Source organism: Microbacterium sp. Z10_103, assembly GCF_058310455.1.
The window spans coordinates 47,691-61,663 of the sequence record NZ_JBZEGK010000001.1 but is presented as its reverse complement, the minus strand read 5'-3'; the positions used below and the strand labels follow the sequence as shown (position 1 = coordinate 61,663).

Sequence of the window (13,973 nt, the reverse complement as noted above, 5' to 3'; positions counted from 1 at the left end):
CCCTGTCTCTCGCCTGGGCGGTGTCACTGCAGTTGGCGGACGCGACTGGTGCCGCGCGCATGGCCCTCGCGGCGGGGCAGCACGTACCTGCGCAGGTAGTCGCGGTTCTCGGCGCAGACACTGAGGCCGTCACCGCCGTAGTTCTCCAGGCAGATGACGCCCTGGAACCCCTGCTCGAGGGCATATCGGAAGGCCCACCGATAGTCGATGACCCCCGACGACAGCGGGGACGGGGCCGCGAAGTAGAAGTCGCCGGCGACGTCCTCGTCGCGGACGTAGTTCTTCACGTGCCAGAAGTTCGCATACGGCAGGGTCTTCTCCACCAGCTCCTCCCACCGCTCGACGGGGCGATGGAGGCGAATGAGGTTGCCGATGTCGGGGTTGAGCCCGACGTTGTCCAGGCCGATCTCCTCGACCAGGCGCACGGCCAGATCTCCCGAGCCGAGGAAGGTGTCTTCGTACATCTCGAGGGACATCAGGATGCCGGCTTCCTCGGCGTGCGCGCCGAGCTCCCGCAGTCGCGCCACCGCGAGGTTCCAATCCGCGGGGTCGTCGTGCGGTCCCTCCACCGTCCAGAACCACAGCTGTGCCGACTGCGCCGGCGTCAGCGGGCGATGCAACCCGAAGGACACCGTGCGGACGCCCGCGGATGCGGCGGCCTCGATCACCCGATGGCTGTACGCCAGGTTCTCCACGCCATGGGCCGGGTCGATCACGCTCCGCCGGATCGCGGAGAGCGAGACGGGTTCGACACCGCACGCGGTCGCGGTGGCGACGAACTCCGAAAGCCGGCCCGGCGAGAGGTCGGCCAGCCTCACCCACGAGTCCGTGACATCGAGCATGTCGAACCCGGCATCGGCGATCTCGGTCAGGTCTGCCGCCCAGACCTCGGCATCGGCATCCGTCACGGCCGTGCCGTCGCGCAGCGTCCCAGGAAAAGGAAGCGCAGCTGCGGCGATAGGCCACGTCTCAGCCGTCCATGCCGTCATCCGTCGGTCTCCCTCTCGATGCGAACAGGGGTGTCCAGGATCGGATCCCCGACGACGCGGACGCCGCCGGTCAGCGTGATCCGCACCGGCTCCGTCGTCCGCGCGAGCGAGAGCCCGGCGAAGAGGTCGATCGCGCCGGGCTCGACGAGGCGGCGCCGGTCGAGCCCCGTGAACGAGAAGCGATCAGCGGAGAGGGTGAAGGTCACCCTCGCGGGCTCGCCGGCGGCCAGCGCCACACGCGCGTAGCCGACCAGCTGCGCCACCGGCCGCGTGACCTGGGCGACGGGGTCGCCCGCGTACAGCTGCACCACGACGGCGCCGTCGCGATCGCCGGTGTTGACCACATCGACGATCGCGTGCACGGCGCCTGCCACATCCACCTCCGCGGCGTCGACCGCGAGGTCGCCCAGGCTGAACTCGGTATAGGAGAGGCCATGACCGAACGGGAAGGCCGGGGCGATCGACAGATTGCTGATGCGGTCGCCGTCCTGTCCCAGCGGCGGGGCCAGGTAGGTGTGCGGGATGGCCCCGGCGGTGTGCGGAACCTGAACCGGGAGGTGCCCGGACGGGTTGACCTGCCCCGCGAGCACGCGCGCGATGGCCCCCGCCCCCTCCACCCCGGGGAAGAACGCCTGCACGACCGCTGCGGCGCGTCCGACGAACCGCCCGAGGGCGTAGGGCCGGCCGGACACCACGACGAGAACGACCGGCGTACCGGTGGCGAGCACCTCCTCGACCAGGCGCGTCTGGTGACCGGGAAGCTCAAGATCCGGCGCGTCCGATCCCTCGCCCGACGTGCCCCGGCCGAACATCCCGGCCCGGTCTCCCACCACCACCAGCGCGACATCGGCATTGCGAGCGACCGACACGGCCCGTGCGAGGTCTCCGTCGCCCGGCGCGTCGACGAGCGGCGTGCCGTCCTCGGCGACCACCTCCGCGTCGGGGAGGGCGTCGGCCACCGCTTCCGCGATGGTCTGCGCGGCGATGCCGAGCCCGAACTCAGGATGGCGCGGCAGCACATGGATCGGGTACGAGTACGCGCCGAGGAGAACGCGGGGGTCGCGCGCGCCGGGTCCGATGACCGCCACGCGGCCGGTGGACGGGGACAGTGGCAGGACACGTTCGGGATTGTCCAGAAGGATGACCGATTCCTCCGCGAGGCGTCGCGCCACGCTCCGGTTCCGGGGGCTGTCGAGGTCGTGCGGCTGCGGTTCAGCCGGCGCCCATCCATCGTCGAGGAGCCCCAGATCCAGCTTCTGCCGAAGGACCCTCCGTACGGCGATGTCTATCTCCGTCTCGGTCCGGCCGGGATCCGGGTCGTCGGTGCCGAGCTGGGTATACGCCGACGTGTCGGGCAGCTCGACATCCATGCCGGCGTGGAGGGCCAGCCGGCCGGCATCAGCCATCGATGCCGCCACCCGATGCTTGGACGTGAGAAAGGCGATCGCCCAGTAGTCCGACACGACGGTTCCCCGGAATCCCCACTCGTCCCGGAGGACATCCGTGAGGAGCCAGCGGTCAGCCGCCGCAGGGACGCGGTCGGTCTCGGTGTAGGAGTTCATGACACTGCCGACGGCGCCGGTCCGTACCGCCATCTCGAAGGGCGGGAGCACGAGGTCGCGCAGTTCGCGCTCGCCCATGGAGACCGGCGCGTGGTTGCGCCCGCCGCGAGAAGACGCGTGACCGGCGAAGTGCTTGAGCGTCGCGACCACCCCACTTCCCTGGAGGCCCTGCACGTAGGCGGTCGCGAGGGTCGCCACGACGAAGGGGTCTTCGCCCAGTGTCTCCTCCACACGGCCCCAGCGATAGTCCGTCACGACGTCGAGCACGGGAGAGAGCCCCTGATGCACCCCGACCGCGTGGAGGTCATCGCCGATCGCTCGTGCCATCTCGGCCACCAGCTCTCGGTCGAAGGTGGCCGCCCACGCCAGGGGGGTGGGATACACCGTCGCCCCGAGGGTCGTGAAGCCGGTGAGACACTCCTCGTGAACGATGGCGGGAATGCCCAGCCGCGTCCGGGTGCGGAGGAAGTCCTGCGCCGCGCGGACCTTCTGCATGCCTTCGCGCGGCGGCACGGGGGTCGTGCCGAAGACGCGCGTCAGGTGGCCGATTCCGGAGGCGGCGGCGACCTCGAACGGCTGTCGGCCCCGGGCCAGGACGTCCTGCATCGGAGCGATGATCTGGGAGGCGTCGCGCGTGTCCTCCCAGTGGCTCCCGAGTTGTGCGACCTTCTCCGCCCGGGTCATCGCCGCCAAGAGGGCCTCCACCCGGGCGTCGGGGTCGGCCGCGGCATCCCGCCACCGAGGCACCGCCGTCGTTCGGTCGTCGGTCTGCGAATCCGCCATCGTGTCGCCCCCCGCCGTCAGCGCAGGGTCACGGCGACCCAGGACACGGGCGGAAGCGTGAGCGCCACCGTGCGGTCGTCGACCCGCCGGGTGGCGATGTCCTGGAGGCCGACGCGCTCACGGTCCTCGAGGGTGTTCGCCGAGTGCATATCGGTGTCGTGCATGCCGACGGCGCTGCGCACCTCGACCGCGCCGAGCATCGTCACGTCGACATCCAGCGTGATCTCCTCCTCGAGGCTGCGATTGACCGCGAAGAGCGTCGTCTCTCCGCTGTCGGGGTCATGGGTGGCCACCGCGTCGATGACGGGGACCGTGCCGTACAGGGCCGTGTCGTACTCGGGCGCCTCCAGGCGCACTTCCAACGCGTTTCCCCGCGCGAGCCTCGCTGTGTGCGCAAAGGGGAAGAAGGTCGTCTGGCGCCAGGCCGGGCCGCCGGGCTCGGTCATGATCGGGGCGATGACGTTGACGAGCTGGGCGAGGCTCGCGGACTTCACGCGGTCGGCGTGGCGGAGAAGTGAGATCAGGAGACTGCCGACCACGACGGCGTCGGCCACCGAATAGGCGTCTTCGAGCAGCCGCGGGGCCACCGGCCACTGTTCGACGTCGGTGATCTTCTCCACGTCGTTGTACCGGGACTGATACCAGACGTTCCACTCGTCGAAGGAGATATCGATCGTCTTCTCGCTGCCGCGCACCGCCTTGACGTGATCGGCCGTGGCCACGACGGTGTCGATGAAACGATCCATGTCGATGGCCGAAGCGAGGAAGCTCGCATAGTCGCCGTTCTTCGGCTCGTAGTACGCGTGGCAGGAAATGAAGTCGACGTCGTCGTAGGTCCGCTCCAGCACGACGCGCTCCCACTCACCGAACGTGGGCATCTGCGCGCCAGAGCTGCCGCAGACCACCAGCTGCAGGTTCGGATCCACCTGGCGCATGGCACTCGCGGTCTTCGCGGCGAGGCTCGCGTATTCCTCGGCGGTGCTGTGGCCGAGCTGCCACGGACCGTCCATCTCGTTGCCGAGGCACCACATGCGGATGTCGTGCGGCTCGGGATTTCCGTTCTCGACTCGCTTGTCCGACCAGGACGTCCCCGATCGGAGATTGGCGTACTCGAGCACGTCGAGGGCCTCCAGCACGCCACGGGTGCCGAGGTTCACGGCGTACATGACGTCGCTGCCCGCTTTGGCTGACCACCGCGCGAATTCGTCCAATCCGATCTCGTTCGTCTCGGTCGAGTGCCACGCGAGGTCCAGACGTCGCGGTCGCTCCTCGCGAGGACCCACCCCGTCCTCCCACCGGTATCCCGACACGAAGTTCCCACCGGGGTAGCGGACCGTCGACACCCCGAGCTCGCGAACCAGGGCGAGAACATCCGAACGGAAGCCCTCCGCGTCCGCTGAGGGGTGGGAGGGTTCGAAGATCCCGTCGTAGACACAACGGCCCAGATGCTCGACGAACGATCCGAACAGCCGCCGGTCGACGGCTCCCACGACGAAGTGCGGGTCGATGGTCACGCGTGCAGAGGTCATGCTTTTCTTTCCGGAAGAGGGGTGGCGGGTGACGCGGTGTGGGTCACTTGAGGCTGCCGATCGACAACCCTCCCTGCCAGTAGCGCTGCAGGGTGAGGAAGGCGATGACCAGCGGGATGACGGACACCAGCGAGCCGAGGATGATGATGCTCCACAGCGAGGTTCCCCCGGAGTTGTTGGCCGAAGCTATCCCCTGCCACAGACCGATTCCGACCGTGACGGGGAAGAGCCGATTGTCCGAGAGCATCGCCAGGGGCAGGAAGTAGTTGTTCCACGAGGCCACGATCGACAGCAGCAGCACCGTGACCATCGCCGGGCGCAGCATCGGCAGAGCGACCTGGAGGAAGATCCGGAACTCGCTCGCCCCATCGACCCGGCCGGCGTCCAACAGCTCATCCGGCACGGCGTCGCGGGCGTACACGTTCATGAGGTACACCCCGAACGGGTTCAGCAGGGTGGGCAGGATGACGGCCCAGATGGTGTTGGTGAGCCCGAGCTCGGAGAACATGATGAAGGTCGGGATGACCAGCGCGGTCGTGGGTACCATCACCGACCCGAGGAGAATCGCGAAGCTCACCCGCCGGCCGGCGAAGCGGTACTTCGCGAATCCGTATCCGGCGGCCACGGCCAGCACCGTGGCGCCGAGACCGCCGGCGAAGGCGTAGAGGGCCGAGTTCGCGAGCCACCGCAGGTAGATGCCGTCCTGGAACGTGAACAGCTGGGAGATGTTCCCGGCGTAGTCGATGACGTCGTCGAACCACAGCGCGCTCCCCCCGCCGAACAGGCCGGCCGCAGTCTTGGAGCTGTTGACGATCACCCACCAGAACGGGATGAGGAAGTAGACCACGAGGAAGCCGAGCAGGATCTGCAGCGGAAGGAATTGCCGGCGCGTGGCCGAGCGGCGTGATCGGTCGACTGCCGTGGTCATGAGAGAAAGCTCCCCCGCTTACGCGTGATGAACATGAAGAGGTACACGCATACGAACACCACGGCGCCCAGCGCGAACGAGATCGCCGAACCGTAGTTGTAGTTCGCCAGGGCGAAAGCCTGCTGATACGCGTACATGTTGGGGGTGAAGTCGGCGGAGATGGCTCCCGCCGCCAGGTAGCGGAGGATCTGTGGTTCATTGAAGAACTGCAACGTTCCGATGAGCGCGAACACCAGGATGAGCACCAGCGCCGGCGCGATGAGGGGGATCTTGATGCGCAGCACGATCTGCCACTGGCTTGCCCCGTCGATGCGCGCCGCCTCGTACAGAGTGGGGTCGATCCCCTGAAGCGCGGCGTAGAGGATGATCATGTAATAACCGGCCCACTGCCAGATGACGATGTTCAGCAGCCCGAAGAAGATCAGGTCGCGGCTGAGGAAATCGGGACCAGCGAGCCCGAACATCCCGAACAGCTCCGCCAGGGGACCGAAGCTCTTGCTATAGAGGAAGCCCCACATCAGCGCACCGATCACGGCGGGGATCGCGTAGGGGAGAAACACCATGAGCCGGGAGAACCGCGCGAACCGTCCGGTCACGATGTCGAGGATGAGCGCGACGGCCAGCGAGATGGCCATCTGCAGGGGGATCAGCACGAGCGAGAAGCGCAGGACGAACCAGATCCCGCCCAGGAAGCTGGCGTCCGTGAACGCCTTGACGTAGTTGCCGAACAGCACGAACCGGGTGCCCCCGATGAGCTGGTTCTGGAACAGGCTCAGGTACAGCGCGAAAAGCAGGGGCGCGACGAGGAACGCGAGGAAGACGATCGCGAACGGTCCGACGAAGCTCCAGCCGACGAGCGACTGCCGGCCTCGGCGTCGGGGACGCCGGGCGGGCGCGGGATCGGCACTGGTGGCGCTCTGCGCCAGATCAACGGTCATGGGATTCCTCCGGGGAAGCGGATGGACGCGACGCCGCGTGGGCGGGCCCGGTGTGCGGACCAGCCCACGCGGAGCGACTCACTCGACGGTGAAGCCCTGTTCCTCGGCGTAGGCGACGACATCCTCCTGCAGTTGGTCGGCGGCCTCCGAACCCGACACCGAGCCCTCGTTGATGGCCGCCAACTGCTCGGTGAAGGCGTCGAAGTAGTACTGACCGAACGGCGTGTAGGTCATGCCCTCGTAGGCGTTCGCCGCCGGCACATACACCTCCCTGTTCGCCTGCTGGCCCCCGAAGAACGGCACCTCGTAGTCCACGAACTCGGGGGAGTTGAGCGCGTTGAGGTTCAGCGGGAAGATGACCTGGTTCTGCCATCCGTCGGTGAGGGACGCCTCGTCGGCGTAGAGGCCGAAGGCGGCCTTCGCCGCCAGCTCGGGGTTGCTGGCCTGGCTGGTGACCGAGAAGGCCGATCCACCCCAGTTGACCGACACGGGATTGCTGGTGTCCCACTGCGGCAGCGGGGCGGTCTTCCAGACCCCCGCGTCCTGCCCCTCGCCGACACCCGCGCCGGTGAGGTATCCCGGCGCCCAGGCCGCCGAGATGTAGGTGGCGTAGTCGCCGCCGATGACACCGGAGATGTACTCGGGGGTGAACTGGTCCTGCGTGCCGACGAGGCCCTTCTCCACCAGCCCGGCCCAGTAGTCGAGCACCTTCTTCGACGCGTCGTCGTTGAGGGTGATGCCGATGGTCTCGGGCGAATCCGAGTCGTAGGTGAAGGGCTGGGCTCCGGCCTGGTACTGCAGCGCCATGAACGAAGCCGGGACGTTGGCACCCAGGTCGCCGAACAACGGTCCTCCGGCATCCTTGAGGGTCTGCGCGGCGGCTTCGTACTCGGCCCACGTGGTGGGCGGGGTGATCCCGTACTGATCGAAGACGTCGGCGCGGTAGATCATGCCCATCGGACCGCCGTCGACGGGAACGCCGTAGACCCCGTCACCGACGGAGACGTCCTTCCAGGCCCCCTCGCTGTAGTCGTCCTTGACGTCCTCGTAGCCGTAGTCGCTGATGTCGACGATCGCTTCCTGGATCTGGAAGGTCGGGATGCGATCCGCCTCGATCATGATGACGTCCGGGGCCCCCGTCTCGGCCGTGATCGCGGTCTGGAACTTGTCGTACTCGTCGCCGCCCTGACCGACGTTGGTCCAGCAGACCTGCACCTCGTCGTTCTGCTCGTTGAAGTTGTCGACGACGAGCTCCATGTTCGGGTACCAGGCCCACATCGTGACGACGGGCAGATCCTCTTTCGGGATCGTGTTGGTGCAGTTGGTGGCGTCGTTGCCGCCGGCGGTGTCGCCGTCTCCGCCACCGGTGCAGGAGACGAGGGCGGCCGCGAGCAGGACGGTGAAGCTGGCAGCAAAGACCGGCTTTGTCTTCACGGGATTTCCTTTCGGATGCTAAGACCTCTTTGTCAAGCAGGAACGCTCGTGCGCGAACGGCGTCCGGAATACCGGACATATACAACGTTGTAAGCAACGTTGTAGGAACACTATGGCGCGCCGCTCGCCAGTGTCAAGAGCCCGCTCGCATCGGCCGCGCACCGGCGGCCGGACGGTGATCGGGGGCCGTCACCGCAACCCATAGAGTGGGGATCTACAGGGCGTGAGGGGGATCGATGGGGTCGACGATGCATGACGTCGCCCGCCTCGCGGGGGTGTCCATCAAGACGGTGTCGAACGTCATCAACGACTACCCGCACGTCCGGCCCGCCACCCGCAGCCGCGTGGAGGCAGCCATCGAGCAGTTGGCATACCGGCCGAACGCCTCCGCCCAGGGCCTGCGCTCCGGACGGACGGGGATCATCGGCCTCGCCGTGCCAGCGCTCCGCGAGAACTATTTCGCGGAGCTGTCCGATTTCATCATCCGCGCCGCCGAAGCGCGAGGCCTCGGCGTCGTGGTGGAGCAGACGAACGGCGACCGCGAGGCGGAGCTGCTGGCGGTGTCCGGGGGGCGGCGCCGGTTCACCGACGGCCTGCTGCTCAGCCCGGTGCGCCTGGGTCAGGGCGATGCAGCCGTGCTGGACGTCGGCTACCCGCTCGTGCTCCTCGGCGATCGCATCTTCGGAGGTCCGACCGACCACGTCGCCATTCACAACACGGAGGCCGCGCGGGCGGGCGTGGAACACCTGCTGTCGATCGGCCGGCGTCGCATCGCCCTCCTGGGCGGCAGCGAGGACGCGGACGGGGAGCCCAGCTCGGCAAGCCTGCGTCTCCGCGGATACCGCGAGGCTCTCAGCTCCGCGGGAGTCGCGGAGGATCCCGCACTGATCCGGCCCGTCCTGCACTGGACCCGGGCCGCCGGTGCCGAAGCCGTGCACCAGATGATCGCCGACGGCGTGGCGTTCGACGCCGTCTTCGCCCTCAACGACACCCTCGGACTCGGTGCATTGCGCGCGCTCGCGGGCGAGAATCTGTCCGTCCCCGATGAGGTGGCGGTCTTGGGATTCGACAACATCGATGAAGCCCGCTTCTCGGTGCCGTCCCTCTCGAGCGTGGATGCGGGGAAGGAACGCATCGCGGAGATCGCCGTGGATCTGCTGCTCGAACGCATCGCCGAGAAGGGCCCGCGGCAATCGCCACGCACCGTGCAGCCGGAGTACACCGTCGTGGCGCGCGAGTCGACGGGCTTTCCGAGCGTCGACGCCTGAACGGCGCCGCTCCTAGGCGGGAACCGCCGACACGCCCCGCCATCGGTCCCGCGGGGTGAGCGGAACGAGAGCCGGCCGACGGACGGTGGAGGCGATGGCGATCCGTTCGCCGGATGCCGCCGAGCGGAGAAGGCCCTCCATCACCTCGAGGACGTGCATCGCCATGGCGCCGTGGGCCCGGGGGGTCTCGGTCGTGACGAAGTCGATGAGGCCGACCCCTCGCCCGGCCTCGGCGTACCCGGCGGACGGTGCCAGGTCGCTCCAGTCCGCGTCGCCGACGCGACGCAGCCGGACCACGCCGTCGAACAGATTGGGGTCGGGAACCTGGATCGATCCCTGCTCGCCGTGCACCTCGATCGGCGGGGCGGCGGTGCCGCCGCCGTCGAAGCTCATCACGACGGTGGAGACCGCTCCGCCGGCGTGCTGGAGGATGCCCGTCACGTGTGTGTCCACCGCAACGGGGATGGTCTCACCGGCACGGGAACCGGTGCGGATCGTCCGCTCGGCGCGCGTGCGGCTCGCGGCGCCCGTGACCGTGCTCACCGGCCCGAGCAGGTGCACCAGGCTCGTGAGGTAGTACGGACCCATGTCCAGGAGCGGGCCACCGCCGGGCGCGTAGTAGAAGTCGGGCGCTGGATGCCAGTGCTCGTGCCCGGGCGCCACCCAGGTGGCCGAGGCCGCCACGGGGCGGCCGATCGTCCCGGAGTCCACGGCCTCCCGGGCCGTCTGAATCCCGGTGCCGAGAACCGTGTCGGGGGCGCTGCCGAGCCGGCGTCCCGCGCGTGCGGCGGCATCCACCATGGTGCGGGCCTGCGCGACATCCACCGCAAGAGGCTTCTCGCCGTACACGTCCTTGCCGGCAGCGATCGCCTGGAGGGCGATGTCGGCGTGCGCGGCGGGGATCGTCAGGTTGAGCACGGTCTGCACCGACTCGTCGGCCATGAGGTCCCCGACCGAGAGGGCCTCGGCGCCGGCGACGGCCGCGGCGACGTCCTGCGCGCGGGCGGGGTCCAGGTCGGCCACGGCGGCGATCCGCACGGCGCCGCTTCCGGTGAGGGTCTCGAGGTACTGCCGCGAGATCACGCCGAGCCCGACGATGCCTACGCGGTGCGGGCTGCCCACAGCATCCCCCGTTCGATGATGGTGCGCACGTTCGGGTCGCGGAGCACATCGAGGCTGTGGCCGGGTGTGGCGACGAAGATCCGGCCGGCGCCCCACTCGCGCGTCCAGACCGCGGGACTCACGACGGGACGATGCCACGGGTGATAGGGGCGCACCGGATGCGTCGTGGTCGCGAGCACGTCGATCAGATCATCGTGCAGCACCCAGTACTGCTCGGTGTCGAGCGCGAAATCGTCGAGTCCTGCGGTGATCTCGTGCGCGCGACCCGCCGGGGTGATCTCCACCCGGTGCGGCAGGAAATTGTCGCGCTCGTCCCCCGGCCGTTCGTCCGGCCGTCGCCCCGGATGGGTGGCGAACTGACCGCCGATCAGGTGGAGGTAGTCGGTGGCGGCCCGGTAGGAGTCGGCGATTCCGCCGTGCCAGCCGGCGAGGCCTGTCCCGTTCTCGACCGCGGCGCGGAGCCCCCGGACGGCCTCATCGGAGATGGATGACATCGTCACGCACTGCACGACGAGATCGGTCTCGGCCATCGCATCGGCATCGGCGTAAACCTCGTTGCCCTCCTCCACGCGCACCTGGAAGCCCGACTTCTCGAGGAAGGGGAGGAAGAGTTCGGTGGCCTCGCGGGGATGATGCCCGTCCCATCCACCTCGGACGACCAGGGCGTTTCTCATGTCATTCCTCCTCCGCGGGGCCGTCCCCGGTGCGGCCGCCTTCAGCGCGCGTCGGCCGCGCGTGCCGCGGCGACGGCATCGTAGGCCGCGCGGACTTCGGGACGAGGATCGGATGCGGCGTCGCGCTCGAGGACGACCGGCCACGAGGGCCGGGTGCCCGTCAACGTCCACGCCGCCTGACGCGCCGCTCCCAGGGCGACATACTCCCCGGGAGCCGGTACGGCGACGGGAACATCGAAGACCTGCGCAGCGATACGGGCGACCGCTTCGCTGCGGGCCGCGCCCCCCACGAGGAGCACACGCTCGGCGGTGACGCCGAGCCCGCGAATCGCGTCCAGCCCGGTCGCGAGGCCGGCCAGCATCCCCTCGACAGCGGCACGGGCCAGGTTCTCGCGTGTGGTGTTGCCGAGCGACAGACCCGACATCGATGCGCGCGCATTCGGCAGGTTCGGGGTTCGTTCCCCCTCGAACCACGGGACGAGCACGACGCCGCCGGCGCCGGGTTCGGCCTGCAGGGCGAGGGCGGCGAGCTCCTCGTGCGACACACCGAGCAGGCGAGCGGTGACGTCGAGCACGCGCGCGGCGTTCAGCGTCGCAACCAGGGGCAGGTATCCGCCGGCGGCGTCCGCGAAGCCGGCGACCGTGCCGGTCGGATCGGCCACCGCGCGATCGGTGACGGCGAAGACCGTGCCGGAGGTGCCGATCGAGACGCCGACGTCGCCGGGCGCCGCATCCAGCCCGAGCGCCGCTCCGGCGTTGTCACCGGCACCGGGGCCGACGAGCACCCCGCCCGGCGTCGTTCCGGCGTTCTCGCCGGGCTCGAGCACCGTCGGCAGGACGGCATCGTGTCCGAGGGCGATGGCGAGCAGCTCACGGTCGTACCCGTCAGCGCCCCAATACGCCGTGCCCGAGGCGTCGGAGCGGTCGGTCGTCAGGGCGTCGAGCCGGGGATTCTCCGGCCCGAACCCGCGCAGGCGCCACGTGAGCCAGTCATGGGGCAACGCGACCGCGGCCACACGCGCCGCGTTGTCCGGCTCCGCATCCCGCAGCCACCGGAGCTTCGTCGCCGTGAAGGATGCCACGGGCACGATGCCCGTGCGCGCCGCATAGGCGTCCGGACCCACCTCGGCCACGAGGTCGGCGGCGGCCTGCGCGGAGCGCGTGTCATTCCACAGCAGAGCGGGCCGGATGACGCGCCCCGCCGCGTCGAGCGCCACCATCCCGTGCTGCTGCCCCGCGATCGACACCGCCGCGACGTCGTCGAATCCGCCCGCGTCCGCGATCGCAGTCTGGAGGGCGGTCCACCACGCTTCCGGATCGACTTCGGTGCCGTCGGGGTGTGCTGCCCGCCCTTCACGGACGAGCACCCCCGTGTCGGCATCGAGGATGACGACCTTGCACGACTGCGTCGAGGAGTCGACGCCCGCGACGAGGGGCATCAGCCCCGAGCGCCGAGGAGGTGCTCGGTCGCGAGCTGCTGCAGGCGCACGAACCCGCCGCCCTTGCCACCGAAGTACACCGACGCGTCGAAGTCCTCATAGGCGGAGCGGTCGGCGAGGAAGTCGTCGTAGCTCTCGCCCTCGTTGAGGGTCGGCGTCGACAGCTCGTCGACCTTGGCGGCGGCGAGCGCCTCCTGCACCTCGGGATCGGCACGGAACGCGGCGGCACGCTCCTTGAGGAGGAGGTAGGTGCGCATGTTGGCCGAGGCCGACTCCCACACGCCCTTCTCGTCCTCGGTGCGGGAGGGCTTGTAGTCGAAGTGACGGGGTCCGTCGTACGCGGGCACGCCGCCGGGACCGCCGTTTTCGAGGAGGTCCACGAGCGCGAACGCGTTGTGCAGATCGCCGTGGCCGAACACCAGGTCCTGGTCGTACTTGATGCCGCGCTGCCCGTTCAGGTCGATGTGGAAGAGCTTGCCGTGGTACAGCGCCTGGGCGATGCCGGCGGCGAAGTTCAGGCCTGCCATCTGCTCGTGACCGACCTCGGGGTTCACGCCCACCAGCTCGGGGCGCTCGAGCGAGTCGATGAAGGCGATCGCGTGGCCCAGCGTCGGCAGCAGGATGTCGCCGCGCGGCTCGTTCGGCTTCGGCTCGATGGCGAAGCGGATGTCGTAGCCCTTGTCGGTGACGTAGTCGCCGAGGAGGTTGACCGCTTCGCGGTAGCGCTCGAGGGCCTGACGGATGTCCTTGGACGAGTCGTACTCAGCGCCCTCGCGTCCCCCCCACATGACGAACGTCTTCGCACCCAGCTCGGCAGCCAGATCGAGCTGGCGGAACACCTTGCGGAGGGCGAACCGGCGCACCTGCCGGTCGTTGGCGGTGAAGCCGCCGTCCTTGAACACCGGCGCACTGAAGAGGTTCGTGGTGACCATCGGCACGATCAGTCCGGTGTCGGACAGCGCACCCTTGAGGCGATCGATCTCGGTCTGACGCTCCGCATCCGTGGAGCCGAAAGCGAAGAGGTCGTCATCGTGGAAGGTCAATCCGTAGGCGCCCAGCTCAGCGAGCTTCTCCACGGCGTGGACGACGTCGAGGGGAGGGCGCGTGGGGCCGCCGAAGGGATCGGTGCCGTTGTAGCCGACGGTCCAGAGACCGAAGGAGAACTTGTCCGCGGGGGTGGGGCTGGCCATGGGGTCGCTTTCGTCGTCGAAAAATGTTGCCGTACACAACCTATCGCCGCATCCTCGACCCGTCAACACACCTCGCGCGCCCCCTTTTACCGGCGCGGCAACAAACTACTCTGGTGC

11 protein-coding genes are annotated in these 13,973 nt (G+C 69.0%); 1 reads left to right on the top strand and 10 read right to left on the bottom strand.

From position 1 onward, the window contains the following. Positions 1–23 precede the first annotated feature (23 nt). The 6 genes from AC4FS2_RS00290 to AC4FS2_RS00265 form a co-directional block, all read right to left on the bottom strand. A complete protein-coding gene (locus AC4FS2_RS00290; RefSeq protein ID WP_491175962.1) occupies positions 24–989 on the bottom strand; it encodes a sugar phosphate isomerase/epimerase family protein in 966 nt (321 codons plus the stop codon). Further along, positions 986–3,334, bottom strand: coding sequence for a glycoside hydrolase family 3 N-terminal domain-containing protein (locus tag AC4FS2_RS00285; protein ID WP_491175960.1), 2,349 nt, complete (start codon positions 3,332–3,334; stop codon positions 986–988). Before AC4FS2_RS00285 ends, AC4FS2_RS00290 begins: the two co-directional genes overlap by 4 nt. 17 nt (positions 3,335–3,351) lie before the next feature. After that, on the bottom strand, positions 3,352–4,863 hold the full coding sequence (gene arfA, locus AC4FS2_RS00280; protein ID WP_491175958.1) for an arabinosylfuranosidase ArfA: 1,512 nt from the start codon (positions 4,861–4,863) through the stop codon (positions 3,352–3,354). Between the two features lie 43 nt (positions 4,864–4,906). Further along, complete coding sequence (locus AC4FS2_RS00275) at positions 4,907–5,791, bottom strand: carbohydrate ABC transporter permease (RefSeq protein ID WP_491175956.1); 885 nt, start codon at positions 5,789–5,791, stop codon at positions 4,907–4,909. Beyond that, on the bottom strand, positions 5,788–6,729 hold the full coding sequence (locus AC4FS2_RS00270; protein WP_491175954.1) for a carbohydrate ABC transporter permease: 942 nt from the start codon (positions 6,727–6,729) through the stop codon (positions 5,788–5,790). The genes AC4FS2_RS00275 and AC4FS2_RS00270 overlap by 4 nt, the downstream gene beginning before the upstream one ends. 78 nt (positions 6,730–6,807) lie before the next feature. Then, a complete protein-coding gene (locus AC4FS2_RS00265) occupies positions 6,808–8,163 on the bottom strand; it encodes an ABC transporter substrate-binding protein (RefSeq protein ID WP_491154537.1) in 1,356 nt (451 codons plus the stop codon). 248 nt (positions 8,164–8,411) lie between these two features. Here AC4FS2_RS00265 and AC4FS2_RS00260 point away from each other — a divergent pair, with 248 nt between their 5' ends. Then, positions 8,412–9,431: a LacI family DNA-binding transcriptional regulator gene (locus AC4FS2_RS00260; RefSeq protein WP_491175952.1), complete on the top strand. Its 1,020-nt coding sequence runs from the start codon at positions 8,412–8,414 to the stop codon at positions 9,429–9,431. Between the two features lie 12 nt (positions 9,432–9,443). On the opposite strand, the gene AC4FS2_RS00255 is transcribed toward AC4FS2_RS00260, so the two are convergent. The 4 genes from AC4FS2_RS00255 to xylA are packed head-to-tail and all read right to left on the bottom strand — an operon-like array spanning position 9,444 to position 13,856. After that, positions 9,444–10,553, bottom strand: coding sequence for a Gfo/Idh/MocA family protein (locus tag AC4FS2_RS00255; protein WP_491175949.1), 1,110 nt, complete (start codon positions 10,551–10,553; stop codon positions 9,444–9,446). Further along, complete coding sequence (locus AC4FS2_RS00250) at positions 10,532–11,227, bottom strand: ThuA domain-containing protein (protein WP_491175947.1); 696 nt, start codon at positions 11,225–11,227, stop codon at positions 10,532–10,534. The genes AC4FS2_RS00255 and AC4FS2_RS00250 overlap by 22 nt, the downstream gene beginning before the upstream one ends. 41 nt (positions 11,228–11,268) lie before the next feature. Then, entirely contained in the window at positions 11,269–12,666 is a 1,398-nt protein-coding gene (gene xylB, locus AC4FS2_RS00245; RefSeq protein ID WP_491175945.1) for a xylulokinase, read from the bottom strand. Next, entirely contained in the window at positions 12,666–13,856 is a 1,191-nt protein-coding gene (xylA, locus tag AC4FS2_RS00240; RefSeq protein WP_491154544.1) for a xylose isomerase, read from the bottom strand. The genes xylB and xylA overlap by 1 nt, the downstream gene beginning before the upstream one ends. Positions 13,857–13,973: the final 117 nt, after the last annotated feature.